Origin of the sequence: Bacillus alveayuensis (assembly GCA_030812955.1) — a bacterium.
GTDB classification, from domain to species: Bacteria; Bacillota; Bacilli; order Bacillales; family Aeribacillaceae; genus Bacillus_CB; species Bacillus_CB alveayuensis.
In genome coordinates this window covers 23058-46077 of sequence record JAUSTR010000007.1, presented here as the reverse complement: position 1 = coordinate 46077, position 23020 = coordinate 23058, and the positions used below count along the sequence as shown (strand labels likewise).

Here is a 23020-nt window from a genome sequence, read left to right as displayed (position 1 = left end):
CTCGATTTAAAGAATTGGGCAAAAACACCTTTTTGTTTTAATCATTCTGAAAAAGAAAGGAGTTATAAAAAATGCAGAAAACAAAACAGCGCTTACTAACGGGAAATAAAGCGATGGCAGAAGCGATACGATTAGAAATGGAAAGAGATCCGAACGTGTTTGTCATGGGTGAGGATGTCGGTGTATACGGAGGTATTTTCGGAGCAACGGAAGGATTATTTCAAAAGTTCGGTTCTGAAAGAGTGATCGATACACCGATTTCGGAAACTGCCTTTATTGGTGCTGCTATTGGAGCAGCTCAAGAAGGAATGCGGCCGATTGTTGAATTAATGTTCGTCGATTTCTTCGGTGTTTGTATGGACCAAATTTATAACCATATGGCGAAAATTCCGTATATGTCAGGTGGACGCGTCAAGCTCCCAATGGTGCTGATGACGGCTGTTGGCGGCGGATATAACGATGCAGCTCAGCATTCGCAAACACTATATGCCACTTTTGCTCATTTGCCTGGAATGAAAGTGGTGGCGCCATCCACTCCGTATGATTTAAAAGGAATGATGATTTCTGCCATCCGTGATGATAACCCAGTCGTCTTTATGTTTCATAAGACATTACAAGGGTTAGGATGGATGGACCAATTAGACGCATCAGTTGGACATGTCCCGGAAGAAGCGTACACCGTGCCAATCGGCAAGGCCAAAGTGGTAAGAGAAGGAAAAGATCTTACTATTGTAGGCATTCAAATGACGACCCATCATGCATTAGAAGCTGCGCAAAAGCTCAGTGAGGATGGAATTGAGGCAGAGGTCATCGATTTACGCTCACTCGTTCCATTAGACCGGGAAACAATTCTTCAATCCGTTAAAAAGACGCATCGTTTGCTTGTCGTCGATGAGGATTATTTATCATACGGGATGACGGCAGAAATCGCAGCGATTGTAGCAGAAGAAGGCTTATATGATTTAGAAGCACCTGTTAAGCGATTAGCTATTCCAGATGTACCAATTCCATACAGCCGTCCACTTGAACAATTTGTTCTGCCAAATGCCGAGAAAATTTTTAACGAAGCAATGAAGCTAGTCAATGAATAAAATCGATTTCTCATATATAGGAGGCAGCCTATGTTAATCGAAGTAAAATTACCGCGACTATCTAATGATCATGATGAAAGCTTAATCACCTTCTGGCATGTTTCTGAAGGTGATGTAGTGGAAAAAGGCAATACACTCTTGGAAGTTCAAACAGAGAAGGCCGTTTCGGACATTGAAGCTCCAGTGTCAGGTGTGGTTAAAGAAATTAGAAAAAAAAGAAGCGAAACCGCTGCTGTTGAAGAAGTATTAGCCATCATAGAAACAAGCCAAGACACGACGACTGACACCGTTAGTGAAACAACACCTGCAATAGAAGAAGAACAGAAAGCTGTACTAGAAGTTCCAAACGAGAAAAAAGCGACTCCGCGTGTAAAAAAATTAGCGAAAGAACTCGGTGTTGATTGGCGCCTTGTTCATCCAACTGGTCCAAACGGAAAGGTCACGGAGGAAGATATTCGAAATGCGGCAAAGAAAAGCGAAGAAAAAGAGAAACAACCAAAACAGTTTATTATCGCACCTCCATCTGTGCGTAAATTTGCGAGAGAACATAATGTCAGCCTGGAGGAAGTGACACCGACAGGTCCTAACGGAAGAATCGTCAAAAGCGATATTGAAGCAGTCATCGCCAAACGAAAACTGGAACAAACAAAGGCTGTAAGCGAAGCAGCAGGCAAGGAAGCAACAAAAGAGAAGACGAGCACACAAGACAAACGAAGAATCCCTTTTACTGGCATTCGAAGCGTGATCGCAAAGGCAATGGTTCATTCAAAATCTGTTATTCCGCATGTCACTCATTTTGATGAGGCCAATGTTACAAATCTTGTGTCCCACCGTGAAAGGGTAAAACCATATGCGGTTGAAGAGGAAATAAAACTCACTTATCTCGCCTACGTCGTCAAAGCATTAACAGCCGTGCTTAAAAAATATCCGATGTTAAATGCTTCCTTAGACGATGAGCGAGAAGAAATCATCTTAAAAGATGAATATCATATCGGCTTTGCGACCGACACCGAACGCGGCCTTGTCGTTCCGGTAATTAAGCATGCAGATCAAAAGTCATTATTTCATATTGCCAAAGAGATCCAAGAGCTTGCCAAAAAAGCAAGAGACGGCTCCATCAAAGCAAATGAAATGACGGGAGCCACATGTACGATATCCAATATCGGATCTGCTGACGGATCGTGGTTTACTCCAATTATTAATCATCCAGAATCATGTATATTAGGCATCGGCAAAATCGAGAAAAAACCTATTGTTGTCAATGATTCCATTGAAATCGCTCCAATGATGGCGCTATCCCTTAGCTATGACCATCGATTAATTGATGGCATGCTGGCGCAAAAATCTTTAAACGAACTTAAAAAATCTTTAAGCGAGCCGGATTTGTTGTTTGTAAAATAAAAATTTCTGCGTCAGGCTCACTTTACTGTCACACCTCGAAGTTATCGAAGATTGTCAGAAAGATAGACAAAAAGAATTTGCAGTTTGCTGATTTGTAAATGCCTGAGTATTGAGTATAAGCGTCTTGCTGATTTTAAGAGCAAACCGGCGTGATCCCTGTCTCGTTTCAAAGCAAGAGAGAGCCATTCCATCTTTCAATACAGCTAGGCTCTCTTTTTGTTTTTATCAGAAAATTCCGTTTCAATTTTTTGATTTCTTCTCTTCTTTCCATTTTAACATGTTCACCTAATAGTTTCTCACCTCTAAACAACGAGTAGGTGGGAGAGGTTCGTTAAAAGCGTGCCGCTATTTCCTCACGAAATGGGTTTGAAACCTTTTATCAACGAATTTTGGCGGCGATGAAGGAATTTGGGAAAATAGAAGTGATCGATGCATCGGACCAACTGGCCACTATTGGTTAAATTTAGCGTATTGCCAAACAAAATCCCCTCTCAGGTAGACTATCTTTCGGCTACCTGGGAGGGCAAGCTCTCTTTTTCTTTCTACAAAGCTTTAATAAAAACGGGAACGAATATTAAACTTTTTGTTCCTCCTCCACTTTAGCTAATGGTCCAGCTGCTTTTACACGAATGCGTGTAGCATTACCTGGCAGATAAGCAAGTGGTACGTCTTCGATATCAACAATGACAACATGATCTGGGTCAGCTCCAGCTTTGATTGCTTCTTGAACCGCTTCGTTTTTAGCGAGATTCATCGCTTGTTCTCTTCCTAATTCATCCAAACTATATACTTTTTCAACTTGTCCACTTACTTGGGCAATGGCTGCACCAATGGCATTTGCCACCCCAAAATGATCAGGGAGAATGACCTTTGAAGCGCCTTTCAACGATTCAGGAAGTAAAATACTTCCTCCCCCTACAAGAATAACAGGGACAGGTGCTGAACTAGTTTTCATTTTATCAATTGCTTCTTCCACCATTTCGATCATTTTTTGATAGATTGCTTCTAGTAAACGTTTATCTAAATGGGCAACTTTAGAAGGGTCCCCTAAGTTTACTTTCCCTAACGCCACGACGACGTCAGTTGTTGTTAAAGTGTCCCCGCCAAAAACAAGTCCTTTTTCAGGAAGGCGATAGCCGACACTATCTGGTCCAATCGTAAAGCTTCCGTCATCCTTGATACGAATAATCGTTCCGCCTCCTAACCCAATGGACACTAAATCAGGCATACGGAAGTTCGTTCTCGCCCCTCCAATTTCAACGGCTAAAGATGATTCACGCGGGAACGATTCAATAAGCACTCCGATATCTGTTGTCGTCCCCCCTACATCAACTACAAGTGCATCAGATTGACCTGTTAAATAAGATGCGCCCCGTAATGAGTTTGTCGGTCCGCATGCAATCGTATAAATCGGATACTTAACAGCATAATCAACAGACATTAACGTTCCGTCATTTTGTCCAAAGAAAACTTTTGCGTCAATGCCTTCTTCTTTTAAAGCATTGATAAATCCCGTTGCCGTTGTTTTGGCCACATTGACAACCGCTGCATTTAAAATTGTTGCGTTTTCACGTTCTAAAAGGCCGACGCTGCCAATTTCAGATGATAATGAAACAGGTATTTCTTCTCCCAGCACTTCATGAATAATTTCTGCTGCACGTTTTTCATGACTGTCTGAAACAGGAGAAAAAACGGACGTGATCGCAACCGAATCGACCTTCCCTTTGATTTCATTGGCAATTCGATATAGCTCTTCTTCATCTAGTTTGGCGATTTCCCGACCATCAAACTCATGACCCCCTCTTACGATATAAACGTAGCGTCCGAGTTCGTCACGAAGGTCATCAGGTACACCAATTAATGGTTTAACCGCTAATGTAGCAGGAGCTCCGATGCGAATGACCGCAATGTTATTTAATCGTTTCCGTTCCACTATCGCATTTGTACAATGTGTTGTGCCAAGCATTGCATATTTAATTTGCTCTCTCGGAACGTTTGCCTCCTCAATGATTTTCTTCATCGCTTTATAAATTCCGGTGCTCACATCCACTGTTGTTTTTGACTTTGTTTCCGAAATAACTTGATTGGTCTCATCTAATATAACCGCATCTGTATGTGTACCACCGACGTCGATTCCGATTCGATAAATACTCATTTTGCTCTCGTTCCTTTCTTCACTAATTCTTCAACAGGTACATAATCAACCGCATAGCCAAAATATTTTGGACCACACGTTTCAATCCCTTTTTCGGTTCTCCACTTTGGATCACAAGGAATACCAATCACTACACAACGCGCTCCATATTTTAGCCCTTCTGTTGTAATTGGAAGACCTGTTTCTTCATCCAGTACTGCGATTAAGTCTGGTGTGACACATAAAAGGCGATCTTCCGTTTGTGCAATTAAATGTTCGTTTTGAAAGCGAAGTTGTAACGTTTCCCCTTTATAATTTGCCAAACCATCCATTTTCGCTGTTCCTCTTGCAAAGCCTGTTTCAGTCTTGCGATTAACATCTGAAACTTTTCCACGGAACAGCTCAAATCCGCCTGTCAACGCTAATACTTCTTTAATTGGATCTACATTGTTTGCTTTTGCTAAGCGAATCGTTTTGCCGATGTCTTCTTCTAATTTTAAAATGTTATGGATTCCACTTTCTTTAATATTCTTACCTGACATTGGGTAAATCGCCAACATCACAGATCCGCCTTTTTGGATGGTTGCACTTCTTGCAATTCGTTCGGCCCAAACATTATCGATCGTATTTAAAAGTGTGGAGTTTCCTTTTTCATCTGCAAGAACCATTGGCGTTGCCGAAATCCCATCCAAGTAGAAAGTAACCATTTGCAATTCTGGGAAAGCTCGCCCCATTCCATCGACATCAACGACCGGGAGGCCTAATCGCGCTGCAAGGGCAAGCGGTAATAAGGAGTTAATACCACCAGCTTCGATTGGCATCGTAGCAAAAATCTTTTTCCCTAGATAAGATTCTAAGCTTTTGAATGCTTGAAGTGCTTCGTCTCCACTCGGTACTTTTTCAACTAAAACGGTTGGCGCCCCCATCATGCCAGAAGGAACGATCAAGGCATCATCTGGAACCTCATCTACCGAAAGCAGCTTGATTGGTCCAAACTCTTCAATGGCTTGAAGCGCCATCAGTTTCCCAATATAAGGGTCTCCACCGCCCCCTGTTCCTAAAAGTGCTGCACCAATTGCAATATCTTCAATTTCTTGTTTGCCAATGAACCGCATACATCCATCTCTCCTTTTACATGGCTTGTTGATTTATTTTTAGTTTCTTCTTTCTCGTCTCAGCCGCTTTCACTAATGCAAACTGCATAACAAAGGCAATTAAAAAGGCGTCTAATGCAGGAGCATTAGTCAGCGTGAACAGACCGAACCCATTTGGACTTGGCGTTGTACAGAAGGCAATGAATGCTGAAACAATCCATGTTGCAGCACCAATGACATTGACTTTTCCAACCGTGTTAAGATGCTCAAACGAATATTTTGATTGATTTGCAAAATAATCCGCTGTATAGATACCTCCAATTGGAGGGATTAGAACACTTAAAAAGATTAAAAATGGAACGAAACTGTCATAAATATTTAATGCCGCTAATAAGGTTCCAATAACACCAGCAATGATCGTAAGGATAAATTTAGGCACTTTCTTAAAAATAACGGAAAAGCCTAATGCCGATGAATAAAGATTGTTGTCATTTGTTGTCCATTGTCCTAGGATTAAAATCAACATCGCAAAGCTTCCCCAACCTAACCCAAGCATAATTTGCACAATATCGGATTGACTTGTTGCTTTTGCCAATATCGCTGCAATAATGAGGACAAAGCTATATCCAATTAAAAATCCAAAAAATGATGCCAAAACAGCATCTTTTGGTGTTTTCGCATAACGGGCAATGTCCGGACCAATAACTGAGCCGACAATAAAGGAGCCGGCAACAATCGATACAGCAATCGTAAACGGCATCGCATTTTCTGCTAATGGCGGGATGGATATTTCACTCCACGTATGTGAATGAACAACCTTCCATAAAGAGGCAATTAATAAAAAGCTCATAAGGGGTGCCGCTAAAATACTTAATTTTTCAATCGCCTTATAGCCAATCACGGCACTCGTTGTCATTAATAAACCACCGATGATGGATAACAAATCAACACTTATGTTAACGCCAAATAACTCATGTAAAATCTGTTGAGCGCTTGCCCCAAATAGCTGTGTTTGCACGCCAAACCAACCAAATAACGAAATCGAAATAACGATAGAGACAGCATAGGATCCATATTCACCTAAAGCAAACTTGGAAACTAATCCTGTTGATAGTCCTGTTTTGGCGCCAACGACTGAACATAACGCACTGATGATAGACAATAACAGAGAACCAATAATGGCCGCAAAAATAGCTTGAGAAATCGTTAAACCCGCTCCAAGCGTTCCCCCTGTAATAACAGAGGCTAAACAGATTCCAATTCCGAGCCAAACGGCTCCTAAATTCAACCAACCTTTCCGAAGCTCCTGAGGTACTGGTTCACGTTCAAAATCTTTTATTTTTTTGTCATCTTGCATGAATCTTCATCACCCTTTCATTTCATAATTCTCCCTCTGCTTTAATCCGCACTCGCAAAACTTGACCTTTTAAATAAGCGAACGGATATTCCTTGATTGAAACTACTTGTACAGTATCTCGTTTTGCCCCTTTACGAATAACGGTATCAATGACTTCTTGCTTTCTTTTTTCAATGACGTGTTCTTTTTTTTCATCATGGAGCCATAGCACCTTATCTAGCTGGGCGCTAACAGGTGCATAACAAGCTCCGATGGCATTGCAATAAGCGTAGCCAGCTGGATGATAAACTTTTCGATATTTACCAAATAGTCTGTCTTTTAAAAATGGACTTGCCCCTCCGACTAATACAATCGGGATATCTCTATTTAATTCCTCGTATTTGTCAATCGCTTGCTTCGTTTCCTTGATTACAAACTTCACAATTTTTTGACATTCCTCTTCTGATAATTTTTCCAAGTTCCTCTTATGGTTGTTCGGATAAAAAGGGAAAATGGGAGATTTTTTTAAAAAACAGTCGGTAATCGTCCATTTGTTTCCGTCCAATGTGATTTGAGCATTTCCGATCAGTTTTTCCTTCTTTTTTTCAAGAGAGAGAAATCCTTTTTCGCCTTTTACAACACTTTCAAATCCAAATGGCAATGAGGTAATGGCTGGTATCGGCATATTGATTTCAATTCCTAATAACGTTGAAGATCCAACATTTTCTTCCATCCTCCCATTGACCATTTTGCCAATGTTGATTGTACTCCCGCCGACATCCACTAAAATAAAATCACGAAGCTCTGTTAAGATAGAAGCACCTCTTAAGCTGTTCAACACTCCCGAACTAATCGTTAATATTGGAAAATGCATCGCTTCTTCGATGCTCATAATGGATCCATTATTTTGAATTAACCAATAAGGACAATGTACATTCAGCTTTTCAAATATCGTTGATATCCCTTTAAGAGCGTTTTTTAGCACCTTTGACAGCATCGCATTTAATAAAGCGGCATTCTCTCTTTCAATAAATCCTAAGCTTCCAATCGTATGGGACATCGTGACATGCATGTCGGGAAATCTTTCTAACAGCTGTTTTTGAACGCATTTTTCCTCGATTTCATGAAAGGGAGAATTGGCTCCGACAATACAAACTGCTTCTACACCTGATTTTTCAATTTCTGAAAAAATATCAGATAATACCTCATTTTCAATCACACATGTTGGATCCTTTTTTGTAAAACTGAGCGTACTTGGAACATGAAATTCGTGTCGTATATATGACTTTAAAGATTTAGGCCATTTTAAAGCAGGCTTGATGAAGCTTTTTTGTTTTGAAAGTCGAATTAATGCAACATTGACTAATCCTGTTTCAAAATAAAGAGCATTTGATACATGGGTTGTCCCAATAAACACACCTTTTATCTTTTTCGGATTGAGCTTCGTATCTGAAAACATTTGTTTCAGTGCCTCAAAAATTCCAGTCAAAATATCGTCTGTTGTGAGTTGTTGGGAAACCGCTACGATTTTCCCATCATCAGCAACTAATACTGCATTCGTGTTTGTCCCTCCGACATCAATTCCGAGCCTCATCTAGTTTACCTCCTTCTAGTTCAAAAGGTTTGTATGACCCTGGTAAACCAAATCTCTGTGGGCCGACTAGCTGAATCATGCCACTAGTTCTGAGCATATTCGGAGCAGGAATGACAAACACGAGAACATGCTGTCCTTCTTCAATTTCGGAAACACTACAAGGCAGGAGTGTTCGCTCATCGAGAAGTAAAATTAATTCCGGTGTTGTAAACATCATGCCATTTTGCTCTTCAATACATAAAAATTCATTTTGAAATTGAATTTGAATCGTCCGATTCGAAAATGGAGACCTCCCTATGACAAAAAATCTTCCTACTAGTCCTTCTTTTTCAAACCATTTTTGCAAGGAAATAATCGTTCCTTTAAATTGAAATATCGGCTTCCCATATACTGAGTTTTCGAATGCTGCTTGTAATTTTTCAAGCTTTTCCGTTCGACTTCCAGACTTCAACGCTTTTCCTAGATATAGAACAAGCTTTAATGTTCCAGGGATCATCGATGTTTTTGCTTCTCTACCGCTCATGCCATAGGAGATAAAATGACCATATCCACTGTCGTTCATTATGATTTCTTTTGTTTGTTGTATGATATCTCCCTTTGTTAACATGACTTCATGATGAAGCGTTTTTAAGGCTAGCGGCGGGATCGGTATGTTTGACCCATAAAATGTTGTCATATCTAGCTCAGGAAAGGATCTTCCCATTCCGTCGCCGTCAATCACCGGGAGATGCTTTTGTAAGGCAACTAATAGCGGCACTAAGGCGTTCATGCCACCAATTTCTATGGATATAAGGGCATTTGCCTGTTTTCTTGTATGGTGTTCATAATATTCCAATATTTGTTTCCCTTCATCTCCAACAGGTATATCTTCCATATATAATACAGGTGACCCGATCATTCCTATCGGTACAATCCATTCATCCATTATTTCTTCAACTGTTTTAACGACTATAAGGTCCTGATCATCCATTACGGATAGAAGCAAATGTTCAATTGTTTTTGTGTCTCCACCACCTCCACAAGATAATAGTTTTGCACCTAATGCGATGTCTGGAATATCTTTTTTTGTGATTGTCCAAGCCATTTCCTTTTCCTCCCGGTTTGTTAATATTAATAGCAAGTTTTATGCCAATTTTTAATTTTTCTCAATTCCTTTTAAATCAATGATTTTTTTATTTGGCATTTATTTTACTGATGATAATGAAAAATCAGAAAATAGTGGTTTCCCCATTATTTTCTGATTTTTTCTCAATTTTTCTCAATTTTTCTCATTTTTTCTTATGTTTTCTCACTATTTGATTTTCAATTTGTTCATTCTCCTATACAACGTTGACAAGCTAATTCCTAACGCTTCAGCCACTTTCTTTTTACCAGGGGTATCTCGACCAAATTGATCTAATAATTGAATAATTTCATCTTTTTCGTCTCTTGAATGTTGATCACGATATTCGTTTGTTTTCTTCACATTCATGGCGGGTTGATTTTTTAAATAATCCGGCAAGCTTTTAACGGTGACAATATCTCCAATTTCAAGTTCTACTAAATGCTGAATAACATTTTGCAGCTCTCGCACATTTCCCGGCCAGTCATATTCTAGCAGTAATTGATATACGTTTTGCGACAATCGCTTAGGAGGACGATTTAATCGGTTTGACCAATATTTGATAAAATATTCAATTAAAATCGGTATATCCTCTTTTCTTTCTCTTAATGGTGGGATGGTGATCGGAATGACATTTAACCGATAATATAAATCTTCCCTGAATTTCCCTTCCTTAACGAGTTTTTCTAAATTTTGATGTGTAGCAGCAATAATGCGGACATCCACATCGATACTTTTCGTGTCTCCTACCGGCTCGATTTTTCGTTCTTGAATGACCCGCAACAATTTTGCTTGAAGATGTAACGACATATCTCCAATTTCATCTAAAAAAATGGTCCCTCCGTTAGCTAATTCAAAGCGCCCCTTTTTCCTTTCTTTCGCTCCTGTAAAGGCACCTTTTGCATAACCGAATAATTCGCTTTCCAATAATGTTTCAGGTATAGCAGCACAGTTAATTGCAATAAATGGTTTATGAGCGCGATTGCTGTACTGATGAATAGATTGAGCAAATACTTCCTTGCCTGTGCCACTTTCGCCGCGCAGCATAATCGTCGTACTGCTTGGGGCAACACGCTTTGCCATTTCGATCACGGATTGAATCGAATGACTGACCCCTTTAATATCATGAAATTGATAAACGGTATGTTGCTTCACTTTCGCCTTTGACTGAATTGGTTTGAAATATAACAAATAAGAGGTAATCGAATGAAGATAATAGAGCGGCTTCACATAAACATTGATTTGTTCTTCTTCAATATGATGAAGCGTTACATTCCAATCTTTATTCTCATATGTTTTTTTAATATTTTGAAAATATTCTTGTGAAATCAAATCCGTTATCGGTTCACCGATTAAAGAGGAACGGCTTTTCTTTAAATAAGAAGCGAAGGAATCGCTCATTTCTTGAATGGTTCCGTCCGGTGACACTAATGCAACAAAATCCTTTGTTGATAAAAAAAGATGCTGAATCTCCATCCGAAACATATCATTTTCCTTCTCTAATAGCCCTTTCTCCATTTCGGTGGAAATCATTTCAACCAAAGCTTCCGCTATACATTCTATCATCTCTATGTTCTCTTCAAACCATTTCTCCATATGTTTTTTCGGCTTTATCACAAATACCCCAAAAACCTCCGCCTTCACTTTAGCAGGAATCAGCAAACCTAAATCACAATAAATATTCATACCGGTCTTATGCACTTTTTCCAATAAAGACAAAAAATATTCCGAATAACGAGCTTCTATTGTTAAAGGGAAAAATTCCGTTTCTACTGGAAATTTTGCTAATCGATGATTTATTTTTTGAAGGTATCGTTCCTTATGAAAGTCTAGCATCCGATTCTCACCTTCTAAATTCAGTATTTTTGACATTTTACAATGTTTTTTTATAATCGTAAAGAAACAGTGAGTGGTAGCTGCGGGAGCTTATGGAATGTTAAGTTCAGAACGCAACCTATTCGTACATGATTCACAACATTCGCTAGTACGATCACAATTCCGATTATGTTAACATTGGTCATGTAATGATCAAATGAATTCTATTTCACGTATAATCGATTTATCCTATTGATATGGAGACATCCGCTTGAAGGGCAATCAATCCCAATTCACGACTGCCTTTTAGCCGCGGGGGAGTGATGTTAGGATATACATAAGGGAGGTATGTAGGTATGATCAGATTTGCAACAATCGGGACAAACTGGATTACAGAGGAATTTTTAAAAGCCGCAAAAAATATCCCTGATTTTTCATTAACAGCTGTATATTCACGTACAGAGGAAAGAGCGAAGAAATTTGCAGCAAAAGTTGGGGCTAAGCTTACCTTTACGAGCTTAGAAGAGATGGCAAAAAGCAATGAAGTGGACGCCGTTTATATCGCCAGCCCAAATTCATTTCACGCTGAACAAGCAATATTATTCATGAAGCATGGAAAACATGTCTTATGTGAAAAGCCAATGGCATCCAATACAAAAGAAGTGAAAGCGATGTTAAAGGCAGCGAAAGAACACAATGTTGTATTAATGGAAGCTATGAAAACGACACTTTTACCGAACTTTTTATCCATTCGGAAACATATACATAAAATCGGAAAAATCCGCCGCTATTTTGCCAGCTACTGTCAATATTCGTCACGCTACGATCAATATAAGAATGGAATTGTATTAAATGCCTTTAATCCACGATTTTCAAATGGCGCATTAATGGACATTGGCATTTACTGCCTATATCCAATGGTCTTTTTATTCGGAAAACCGCAAAGTGTTCAAGCAAATAGTATTCGACTTCCATCTGGAGTGGACGGCGAGGGAAGCATCATCCTTCATTATGGTGATATGGATGGTGTTGTCATGTATTCAAAAATTACAAATTCCTATATTCCTTCAGAAATTCAAGGTGAAGAAGGAAGCATTTTGATGGATACTATTCACACACCGCAAAAAGTCGAAATTCGCTACCGCAATGGCCATATAGAAGACATTACTGAAAAACAACGAGAGCATCCAATGTATTACGAAGTAAAAGAATTTATTGAATTAATCCAAAACGGAAAACACGAATCCGAAATCAATTCACATCACAATTCCCTTACAACGATTGACATTATCGAACAAGCACGAAAACAAACGGGGATTATTTTCCCAGCAGACGTTTAAATGGGGTATTTGTCGCGGTGACGGCTTTATAGGCGCAACACCTTTACCTCTATGCTTTTTTATTGAGTCCTCTTGGTAAAATGAAAGGACCTTATGAGCCTACCAAGAGGACTTTTTTTGCTTCCACATGTGTACAGCTTTTGGATATGACCATCCCTTAGCTGAATATTTCCGTTGACCATATTTGTGGTATACGATTGTTTGTGCTTTTTGGCAAAAGCCAACCGAAATTCATCTCCCACCTACTCACTGACGTTCGTTGAAGTGGGAGACTTCTTTCGGAAAACAGTTAAATAAAGGCTGTTTTCGTAAACTTTGTTGCTTTTCGACTAGCTAAAGTGTGACATAGCAAGCATGTCGCTTGCCTGGACAGTCGAAAATCTATGGTTGTAAAGCAACAATCTTTTAGAAAAGAGCCTAAATAAAAGGAAATTTTATTTTATATACTAAATCTTGAAAATCAATAAAAGGATTGCGATTTCCTTGAATGTCATAAATAGCTTGGTTGCGGTGTTTTTCATAGATGGAAACAGGAAATTGTTCATGCCATTTCATTAATAAAGAAACATTAATTTCTTTTAAAAAACTTCTTTTAATTTGCTTCGGGTACCGTAGTAGAAAGTACATCATTGCCCGTGCAACCGCACCTTTTCCATGCTCTGGTTCAAAACGCCCGTCTTTTACGATGCCACAGCGATTGCGAATTTTTTCATCAGGTGATTCCGGTTGATAAAAGGCAAAGTCAGCATATGGGTAATTGGATCTTTTGACATTGCAATCTGGATGACAGACAAATAAATGATGCAAATCGCTTTTCATAGGGTCTCTTGCATGAAACCAAGACTGCGGTACAATGTGCTCTGTATTAAACTTTAAACGTAAATCGATCCTTTTGATTTTTTTCAGTAAAGATGCGTCCTTTTTGTTTGTCATTTTTAAAAGGTTTTGAAATTGTTCATATCTTTTTTGAATGATTTGAAAATCTTCATAAATCAGCTTGTGCGGATCGCTTACTTCACCGGAATAAATACTTTTTACGGTTCCATCCGGCTGCAAATCGACCCAAGTATATAAATATTGGTCTTTGCTTATAAAATAAGGCAATTGATTTTTGTGCGTTTTTTTTACTAATTCATGATAAAGGTGGAATAGATGAATGCCATTTTTCTCTTGTCTCATCACATTTTTATAATAATACTTTATATCTTTCAAATCTTTATCTTGATCATAATATAGTTTCGTATCTCGACGAATTTTTTCTTGATTTTTTAATAAAACAAGGGAAGGACGAATATGGTCTTTTGTTTTCCATTCCCGGTGTTCTGCAATATGTTTAGTGAAGTACGTTTTCTTTCTGTTTTTTCTACTCATGCAATTCCCTCTTATCTGCTTCCATTTCATTTTTTGTCTGAATGAGAACATTTCCTTACGCTTTTCCTGCTTTTTTTGAAAGGCTGTTTTCGTAAACTTTGTTGCTTTTCGACTAGCTAAAGTGTGACATAGCAAGCATGTCGCTTGCCTGGAGAGTTGAAAAGCTAAGGTTGTCAAGCAACAATCTTTTAGAAAAGAGACTTTCGAAAACGAAATGATTAATCAAACGTTTGTTTAATTTTGGATGCTTCTTAAATAATGTAAATGGTAAGTCTCTTAAGCCTGCTATTCTTGAATGAAATAATGCCAAACTCCATTTTTTAATTGTTTTGTAATTTTTCCGTTTATTTCTAAATAATCAAGATGGCCAATGATTTCGGACATAACGAGTGAAAATTGCTCCGAATATTTTTTTCGATAATAGGCTTGAGCCAGCTCGCTTCCGGTTGACACTCCGTTTCGAATTAGGTTTATAATTTTTTCAGCTTTTTTCTCCATCCCTTCTAATCTATTATTAATTAATTCTTTCGGATTTGTAATCATTGTACCATGCCCTGGAAAGACAAGATTTAAAGGTAAATCTGCTACTTTTTCTAAAGACTGTTTATGTTGTAATAATGTCAACAGCCGCTGTCCTGTATGATCCGGCTCAACAAGAGCGTTGCTGGAAATATGATTGATGAGCAAATCTCCTGAGATCAGGCGGCAATTGTCTTGATCATACAGGGCAATATGGTCAGGAGAATGACCGGGCACCTCGATGACTTGAAAATTTAAATGACTTCTCTCCAATGGCATGATCTCTGCTTGCAAGGCATTTTGGGTATTTTTATCGATCGATTCCTTTAGGTAAGCGACTTGCTTGTAGCCTGCTTCTCCACATCCCATTTCTTCATACAATTGCGAAAAAAATTCAACTCGCATTTGGAGAAAGTGAGGATCTCGTTTCAAACGCGGAATCGCATCACGATGAGCATAAACGGGTATCGGATGAACGGCCGTGATTCGATTCACTAATCCAACATGATCAATATGATTGTGAGTCAAAATGATTTCGGTTAAATCTTGTAAAGCATATCCATTTTTCTTAAGCGTCTCTTCAAGTGCCTTCCAACAAGCCTCATTATTAAGACCAGCATCAACTAACGTTAGAGAATGATTGGATTTAACTAAAAAAAAGTTTATACTTCTCAAGCTAGATTGAACATCCACTATAATAGGGATAATTTCATAGCGATTGTTCTCAAAATTCATCATTGCCACTCCTCTAGTTTAAAATGATCACTTCTGGCTGCCCCACATCTTTTTCTCTCGGGTTCAGCACTTATTCTCTCGGTTCCAGCACTTATTCTCTCGGGTTCAGCACTTATTCTCTCGGTTCCTCGCATTAATCTCTCGGTTTCGCGCCTTAATCTATCGGTTCCAGCACTTATTCTCTCGGTTTCGCACCTTAATCTCTCGGTTTCGCACCTTAATCTCTCGGTTTCAGCATTTAATCTCTCGGTTTCAGCACTTATTCTCTCGGTTTCAGCATTTAATCTCTTGGTTCCTCGCATTAATCTATCGGTTTCGCACCTTAATCTCTCGGTTCCAGCACTTATTCTATCGGTTGCAGCACTTATTCTCTCGGGTTCAGCACTTATTCTATCGGTTTATCATTTTGATTTTCATTTTTATATCAATCTTTGATTTCGTCATCAACCCCCTCATTTCCTTTTATGAAATACAACTTCATGATGCCAAACCTTTTAGTCGAAGACAGTCCAATCGGGGCTAAACCTATCCCTAAATTGACAACAACTTCATGATGCCAAGCCTTTTAGTCGAAGACAGAGCTATAGTTGCATGGTAACTATCTCAAATAAACTACTTTGCTGCTTAAATTTGATTTCTGAACATGTAAAAGAAACACGGATCATCGAATGACAGCGTATATCAACAGCGCCAATTAATTTCTGAACATAAAAAACCACCCTTAAAAGGATGGTTAATGGAAAAAACATATTGATGTTGCGAGTTCTACACACCAGAATAGGCCATGAAACCACCGTCAACAGGGACGGTAATTCCTGTGACAAAACCAGACATGTTTTCATCAACTAGCCATAATAATGTGCCTAATAAATCTTCAGGGGAACCGAACCTTCTCATAGGAGTATGGCTCAGTATTTTATGCGATCTATCAGTTAGGGAGCCATCGGGATTTGTTAGGAGCGTTTTATTTTGTTCAGTTAGAAAAAAGCCAGGGGCGATAGCATTTACGCGAATGCCAACCTCAGCCATGTGTACAGCTAGCCATTTCGTAAAGTTATCAATGGCAGCTTTAGCAGCACTGTATGCTGGTACTTTCGTCATTGGCGAAGGGGCGCTCATTGATGATATATTAATAACGGTTGCTCCTTTTCTATTTACCATTTTCTTTGTAAACACTTGTGTAGGAATAAGGGTTCCTAATAAATTCAAATCAAACACAAATTGAAATCCTTCTTTACTGAGATCAAAAAACGTTGTTATTTCCATATTTTCAAGATCTTCCGGTTTTAGGATTTCATTTGTCGTCGTTCCTTTTGGATGGTTTCCTCCTGCGCCGTTAATTAAAATGTCGCAAACACCAAACTCGTTTGCCACTATTTCTTCAGCTTTTTTCACTTCTTTCACATTTAACACATTGCAAGCAATAGCAATTGCTTCGCCGCCTTGCTCTCTAATTTCCTTTACGACTTTTTCGCCTTTTTCTTTACGTAAGTTTATAATAGCAACCTTAACCCCTTGTCTTGCCAGTTCCTTTGCCATTGCACTACATAAAACTCCACTGCCACCAGTGACGACAGCGACTTTTCCTTTTAAGTTTTCGTTTAGAGGTATCACAATCGTTCCTCCTTTCTCCGTCTTTCTAAAGAATCCCAAATTCCCCATAAATACATAATCCCTAGGGCTCTGTCATAAAGTCCATAGCCTGGACGGCACTGTTCATCCCAAATATGTCTACCATGGTCGGGACGTGCGTAGCCCGTAAAACCTGTTTCATGATAGGCCTTCACAATTTCATAAATATCAATTGATCCATCACACGTTCGATGTGATGTTTCGACAAAATTACCATTTTCATAAACTTTTACGTTGCGAATATGGGCAAAAGGGATTCGGTCAGCGAATTCACGTATCATGGCTGGGATGTCATTTCTTAGATTGACCCCTAATGAACCGCTGCAAAGAGTGATACCGTTATAGGGGCTATCGACAAGATTTAAAAAACGACGAATGTTCTCCCTGTTTGTGATAATTCTTGGCAAGCCAAAAATGGACCATGGTGGATCATCTGGGTGAATAGCCATTTTAATTCCGTTCGCTTCCGCTACGGGAATTATGTTTTCTAAAAAATATTGCAAATGGTTCCATAAATCTTCCTCTGTCACATGTTGATAAGCTTCAAACAGACTGGCGAGCTCTTTTAAGCGTTCAGGCTCCCATCCAGGCATTGTAAATTTAGGATTATCTGTAATCATTTTCACTAATTCCAAAGGATCAATATTTTGAACCTTTTCATGCTCATAAAATAGTGCCGTTGAACCGTCCTCTAGCTCTTTATATAAGTTGGTTCTTGTCCAATCAAAAACAGGCATAAAATTATAGCAAATCACTTTGACCCCGACTTTTGCCAGTTTTTCAATGGTCCTTTTATAATTTTCAATATAGGCATCTCTAGTCGGACGTCCAAGTTTGATATCTTCATGGACATTAACGCTTTCGACAACGTCAATATGGAGTCCATAGGCATCTGCCTGTTTTTTCACTTCTAATATTCGATCCATCGGCCACTCTTCACCAGCCGGAATATCATGAAGAGCCCAAACGATTCCTTCAACACCTGGAATTTGTCTTATATGCTGTAAAGAAACGCTATCATTTCCCTCACCGAACCATCGAAATACCATCTTCATTTCGTTATCCCCACCATTCGTTTAAATGTCTATTCATCATATATTTAGGGATCGGCTTTCTCTTGCTTCTTTTACGATCGCCACATATTGTTTTGCTAGAGCTGTTACTTCTGAATATTTCCCTTCTTTCGCAGGCTTTGTCAGCTCACTCCCGACACCAATGGCAACGGCACCATTTTGAATCCATTCATGTGCATTTTGTACATTTACCCCGCCAGTAGGCATAATGGATACTTGTGGAATCGGCCCTTTAATGGCTTTAATAATAGAGGAATCAAAATGACTTCCTGGAAACAATTTGATAATGTCTGCACCGTATTCTAATGCTGTTTTGATCTCAGTAATCGTCATGCATCCTGGCATATATGGGATTTGATAACGATTGCAAAGCTTTGCAGTGCTTTTGTCAAAGCATGGGCTTACAATATATTCAGCCCCAGCCAATATAGCCATTCTAGCTGTCTCACTATCTAGTACACTTCCAGCACCGATGACAACCCCTTCTGATGCAAATTTAGACGTCAGTGAACGGATGACATCTGCTGCCCCTGGGACTGTAAACGTAATTTCGATGATTGTCACTCCACCTTCTATACAAGCCTTGGAAATTCGTTCGGCTTCTTCCTCATGGTCTGCGCGAACAACCGCCACAACTCCTACATCCGTTATTTTCTTTAAAATCCCCATTTTTTTGATCATTTTTCATGAAGATGTCTCATGAGGATCAAACATCCTCCTCGAAATGAGGATTTCACCCGATTCATGAGACGATCTCGCCCCTCCTTTATCCTTAATCTATCGCCATTAAAACTCAATGACTGCTTTTCTAACTTGATTTGGTTCCTTTTCGATAAACGAAAAGGCATCCTTTACTTCATCTATTGTGAAACGTTGAGTAACCATTCCATCCGTCTTAAGTGTTCCTTCGTTAAAAAGCTTGATGACTTCCGGAAACTGATTCGTTTGTAATCTCGATCCTAAAATCGTCAGCTCTTTTTTCGTGATGGATAGCTGTGGTATTTGAGAAAAGCGGGAATCAAACCCAAGCGTCACAACACGGCCAGCAACCGAAGCGATTTCAACAGCATCTGCAAACGTTTGTGGGATGCAGACGGCATCAATCACAACATTAGCTCCTTCACCGTTCGTGATCTTCATGATTTCTTCTCGAACATTTACACAAGAAGCGTTTAAAATATAATCTGCTCCCCATGATTTCGCAAAAGAAAGGCGTTCATCACTTAAATCCGAAATGATACACGTTGCTCCTTTTAATTTCGCGATCTTTAAGCAACAAAGCCCAATTGGACCGGCACCCATAATAAAAACCGTATCTCCCTTTTGGACATTTCCGCGCCAATTTGCTTGCGCGCCAATCGTAAAAGGTTCAACGAGTACAGCTTCAGCCCAATCAAGATCTGGACTTACTTTATGAACTAAATGTTCAGGCATGACGATATATTCCTGCATACCGCCGTCACGGTGCACCCCATATACTTCTAATTCTCTACATACATTTCTCCTGCCTAAACGGCATGCATAGCATTTTCCACACGTTTCGATAGGCTCGATTACCACTTTATCCCCAGCTTGAAGTCCAGTAACTCCTTTTCCAACCTCTACAATTTCACCTGTTACTTCATGTCCGATAATTCTCGGCAAAGTAGCAAGAGGATTAGTTCCGTGGTAAATATGCATATCAGAACCGCAAATTCCGACCATTTTGACTTTTATTAACACTTCATGGTCATGTTCAATCATCGGTTTTTCTTTTTCGATCATTTGCATGTTGCCTGGACTGACGACTTGCACGGCCTTCATGAGGAACAACTCCTTCTTAATAATTAGTTCTTTTCGTTAGGCTGTTTTCGTTATGAATGTTGCCTTAGGCTGCACATCACAAGACTTGATCAAAAGAAACAAAGCTTTTCGAAGACAGACTTATTTTTAATCAAATAAGCTAGGCAAGAATAAGGTCAGCTGCGGAACAAATGCGACTAATAAAAGAACCGCTAAACTTACACCTAAGAACGGCATTAGCTCACGAGAGGTTTTACTTAGCGACACTTTTCCAATACTAGATGCCACGAATAAACATACACCGACTGGAGGAGTTGATAATCCAATCATTAAATTCAATACCATCATGACACCAAAATGAATCGGATCCATTCCAATACTTGTTGCAACAGGCAATAAGACAGGGAATAGGATCACCAATGCTGCAATAGTTTCCATAAATGTTCCAACGAACAGCAATAATAAATTGATAAGAAGGATGACAACAATTGGATTTTCTGAAATACTTAAAATGGCATCTGCAACCATAATCGGAATTTGCTCACTCACTAAAATCCAGCCAAATAAGTTGGCAAAGCCAACTAACATCATAATCGAAGCTGTTCCAACCATGGAATTTAATAAAATTTTCGGGATATCTTTTATTTTTAATTCTTTATAGATAAAAAGCCCAACGATAAGCGCATATAAGACAGCTATAATGGAGGCTTCAGTTGGTGTAAAATATCCTCCTAAAATTCCAAATAAAATAATGACTGTCATCATTAAAGCCCAAAATGCGCCATAAAACGACTTCATTATTTTTGAAAGCGGCTGTCTTTCACCTTTCGGGTAGTTTCTTTTAACCGAAATGATGTAGGTCGGAATCATTAAGCCTAAACCTAATAAAATGCCAGGGATCATCCCCGCAAGGAAAAGATCACCAACCGAAATGCTAGCAAGCGTTCCAACGATAATCATCGGCAAGGATGGCGGAATAATCGGTCCAACTGTTGATGAAGAGGACGTAACAGCAGCGGAAAATGCCGCACCATATCCTTCTTTTTTCATCGCTGGGATTAGAACACCGCCAATACTAGCCGTATCCGCTAGTGCTGTTCCGGAAATACCAGCAAACCCCATTGATGAACCGACATTGGCCAAGGCAAGGCCTCCGCGAATGTGACCGACAATATTATTCGTAAATTGAATAATGCGATCTGTAATACCGCCAAAATTCATTAAATTTCCGGCTAATATAAACCCTGGAATACATAACAATACAAATGAGTTAAGTCCAGCAAACATTTTTTGCGGAATAATATTTAACGGGATATCTGCTAATATTAAATACAATAAAGAAGATAAACCTAAGCTAAAGGCAATTGGTACCCCTAAGAAGATTAAGACAATAAAGGAAATAAACAAAATGAGCGCTAACATTATTTCTCATCCCCCTTTCGGAGACTTTTCAGCAATTCAACAATATGAAGCAACGCATAAATCGCAATAAACAATACGGCTATACCAATACTTGCATGAATGATAGACATATCAATGGCCATCGTTGCGGATTTTTGTCCAACCCCAACTAAAGTAAATTGGTAGCCTTGGTATGCGATTACTGCACAAAATATAGCAACCGTTAAATAAATCAATGCTTCATAAATCACTTTTGCTTTTTCAGGCAACAATTTTTCAACGAGTTCAATGTTAATATATTCTTTCTTTTTTAAAGCTAACGGAGCTGCGAAAGAGACGGAGTATATGAATAAAAATCTCGTTAGCTCTTCCGTCCAAATAGCTGAGTAAGGCAAGTAGCGGGAAAGAATTTGAATCGTCACAACAACGATAATGCCGATAAACGTGATTATCGTTGCGAGCTCTAAGGTGCGATCAATCAGCTTTGTACCTTTCATAAAGGGTGACAGCCTCCTTTTAATGGAAAGACATACCATCTTTTTAGTCCGATTGGACGATCAGATGATATGTCTATCAATCTTCGAAAAACGTTTTATTGAACTTCTAAGATTTTTTCATATAATTCGTACTGTTCTGGAGTTAAGTTTTTCTGAATCGCAGGCTTCATTGCTTCACGGAATGCATCTTGGTCAACCTCTACAAATTCCATGCCTTCTTCTTTCAATTTCTTTTCATATTCAGCAACTTCTGTTTCAAATAACTCTTCTCCATATGCTTGTGCTTCTTTAGCAGCAGAGAGTACCGCATCCTTCATTTCATCAGATAAAGATTCAAATTGCTTATTTCCAACTAAAACGTAAATCCAAGAATAAACATGTTCCGTTTTATTGACATATTTTTGAACTTCATAAAATGCAGCACTATAAATTAAGTCAACTGGATTTTCTTGCCCTTCAATAACATTTTGCTGCAGCCCAGTAAACACTTCATTGAAATCCATCACTTGCGGCTTCGCTCCAGCTGCCTCCCAAACACTTAAGAATAACGGTACGTTAGGTACGCGCATTCTAAATCCGTCTAAATCTTCTGGTTTAGTAATCGGACGGTTAGAAGTTAAATTACGTGGTGCACGAGTATGATAATAAAGAGGTGTTAAACCTGCTTTTTCTTTGATTTCCGCTTCAATTTCTTTACCAATCTCGCCCTCAACTACTTTTTTCACATGATCTAAATCTCTAAATGCATATGGAGCTGCCATCAATGCCGCTTTAGGAGCCCAGTTTTGCAGCGTTTCACCAGAAATGACCATGTCTACAGTACCTGCTTTAATACTATTAATCGTATCTGTTTCTCCACCAAGCGCATTATTTGGATAAACCGTAATTTCAAGTTTTCCGTCTGTTTTTTCTTTTACTAAATCGGCAAATTTCAATGCAGTTTTATGCCAAATATGATTTTCATCAGCTAAATGTCCAAGTTTCCATTTAATTGTTTCCCCACTATCTGCTGAATCCTTTGAACTATTTGAGCCACATGCCGTTAATAACAACATCAATGCACAAACAACTGTAAACCATTTAAATTTTTTCATAAAAGATCC

The 23020-nt window shown here is 39.0% G+C and carries 19 protein-coding genes; 3 read left to right on the top strand and 16 right to left on the bottom strand.

The window, feature by feature from the left end; genetic code table 11:
- Positions 1–71: 71 nt before the first annotated feature.
- Positions 72–1091, top strand: a complete 1020-nt coding sequence (locus tag J2S06_RS09655; protein ID WP_044895501.1) for an alpha-ketoacid dehydrogenase subunit beta — start codon at positions 72–74, stop codon at positions 1089–1091.
- Positions 1092–1121: 30 nt separating this feature from the next.
- The gene (locus J2S06_RS09650) at positions 1122–2492 is read left to right on the top strand and encodes a dihydrolipoamide acetyltransferase family protein (protein WP_044895500.1); all 1371 of its coding nucleotides are present in this window, start codon (positions 1122–1124) and stop codon (positions 2490–2492) included.
- A 574-nt stretch (positions 2493–3066) separates the two neighbouring features.
- Here the strand turns inward: J2S06_RS09650 and J2S06_RS09645 are convergent.
- From J2S06_RS09645 to J2S06_RS09620, 6 genes are all read right to left on the bottom strand, one after another.
- The gene (locus J2S06_RS09645; protein WP_419152144.1) at positions 3067–4647 is read right to left on the bottom strand and encodes a hydantoinase/oxoprolinase N-terminal domain-containing protein; all 1581 of its coding nucleotides are present in this window, start codon (positions 4645–4647) and stop codon (positions 3067–3069) included.
- Positions 4644–5741 carry a DUF917 domain-containing protein gene (locus J2S06_RS09640; RefSeq protein ID WP_044895498.1) on the bottom strand — a complete coding sequence of 366 codons (1098 nt, stop codon included), beginning with the start codon at positions 5739–5741 and terminating at the stop codon, positions 4644–4646. The genes J2S06_RS09645 and J2S06_RS09640 overlap by 4 nt, the downstream gene beginning before the upstream one ends.
- Before the next feature lie 16 nt (positions 5742–5757).
- Positions 5758–7077, bottom strand: coding sequence for a cytosine permease (locus J2S06_RS09635; RefSeq protein ID WP_419152143.1), 1320 nt, complete (start codon positions 7075–7077; stop codon positions 5758–5760).
- A 22-nt stretch (positions 7078–7099) separates the two neighbouring features.
- Positions 7100–8650 (bottom strand): hydantoinase/oxoprolinase N-terminal domain-containing protein, encoded by a 1551-nt coding sequence (locus J2S06_RS09630; RefSeq protein ID WP_044895496.1) that lies wholly within the window; start codon positions 8648–8650, stop codon positions 7100–7102.
- Positions 8634–9734, bottom strand: coding sequence for a DUF917 domain-containing protein (locus tag J2S06_RS09625; RefSeq protein ID WP_044895495.1), 1101 nt, complete (start codon positions 9732–9734; stop codon positions 8634–8636). Before J2S06_RS09625 ends, J2S06_RS09630 begins: the two co-directional genes overlap by 17 nt.
- A gap of 207 nt (positions 9735–9941) precedes the next feature.
- Entirely contained in the window at positions 9942–11588 is a 1647-nt protein-coding gene (locus tag J2S06_RS09620; protein ID WP_419152142.1) for a sigma-54 interaction domain-containing protein, read from the bottom strand.
- Between the two features lie 335 nt (positions 11589–11923).
- Between J2S06_RS09620 and J2S06_RS09615 the strand changes: the two genes are divergently transcribed.
- A complete protein-coding gene (locus J2S06_RS09615; protein WP_419152141.1) occupies positions 11924–12907 on the top strand; it encodes a Gfo/Idh/MocA family protein in 984 nt (327 codons plus the stop codon).
- Between the two features lie 417 nt (positions 12908–13324).
- Here J2S06_RS09615 and J2S06_RS09610 read toward each other — a convergent pair whose 3' ends face one another.
- From J2S06_RS09610 to J2S06_RS09565, 10 genes are all read right to left on the bottom strand, one after another.
- A complete protein-coding gene (locus J2S06_RS09610) occupies positions 13325–14278 on the bottom strand; it encodes an endonuclease I family protein (protein WP_419152140.1) in 954 nt (317 codons plus the stop codon).
- 285 nt (positions 14279–14563) lie between these two features.
- Positions 14564–15532 (bottom strand): MBL fold metallo-hydrolase, encoded by a 969-nt coding sequence (locus J2S06_RS09605; protein WP_419152139.1) that lies wholly within the window; start codon positions 15530–15532, stop codon positions 14564–14566.
- A complete protein-coding gene (locus J2S06_RS09600) occupies positions 15532–15834 on the bottom strand; it encodes a hypothetical protein (protein ID WP_419152138.1) in 303 nt (100 codons plus the stop codon). Before J2S06_RS09600 ends, J2S06_RS09605 begins: the two co-directional genes overlap by 1 nt.
- Before the next feature lie 463 nt (positions 15835–16297).
- On the bottom strand, positions 16298–17146 hold the full coding sequence (locus tag J2S06_RS09595; protein WP_419152137.1) for an SDR family oxidoreductase: 849 nt from the start codon (positions 17144–17146) through the stop codon (positions 16298–16300).
- Positions 17143–18219: a mannonate dehydratase gene (gene uxuA / locus J2S06_RS09590; protein WP_419152136.1), complete on the bottom strand. Its 1077-nt coding sequence runs from the start codon at positions 18217–18219 to the stop codon at positions 17143–17145. The genes J2S06_RS09595 and uxuA overlap by 4 nt, the downstream gene beginning before the upstream one ends.
- Positions 18220–18255: 36 nt before the next feature.
- Positions 18256–18915: a bifunctional 4-hydroxy-2-oxoglutarate aldolase/2-dehydro-3-deoxy-phosphogluconate aldolase gene (locus J2S06_RS09585; RefSeq protein ID WP_419152160.1), complete on the bottom strand. Its 660-nt coding sequence runs from the start codon at positions 18913–18915 to the stop codon at positions 18256–18258.
- A gap of 108 nt (positions 18916–19023) precedes the next feature.
- On the bottom strand, positions 19024–20040 hold the full coding sequence (locus J2S06_RS09580) for a zinc-binding alcohol dehydrogenase family protein (RefSeq protein WP_419152135.1): 1017 nt from the start codon (positions 20038–20040) through the stop codon (positions 19024–19026).
- Between the two features lie 126 nt (positions 20041–20166).
- Entirely contained in the window at positions 20167–21441 is a 1275-nt protein-coding gene (locus J2S06_RS09575) for a TRAP transporter large permease (protein WP_419152134.1), read from the bottom strand.
- Entirely contained in the window at positions 21441–21917 is a 477-nt protein-coding gene (locus J2S06_RS09570) for a TRAP transporter small permease (protein WP_419152133.1), read from the bottom strand. The genes J2S06_RS09575 and J2S06_RS09570 overlap by 1 nt, the downstream gene beginning before the upstream one ends.
- A 95-nt stretch (positions 21918–22012) precedes the next feature.
- Positions 22013–23011: a TRAP transporter substrate-binding protein gene (locus J2S06_RS09565; protein WP_419152132.1), complete on the bottom strand. Its 999-nt coding sequence runs from the start codon at positions 23009–23011 to the stop codon at positions 22013–22015.
- Between the last annotated feature and the right edge of the window lie 9 nt (positions 23012–23020).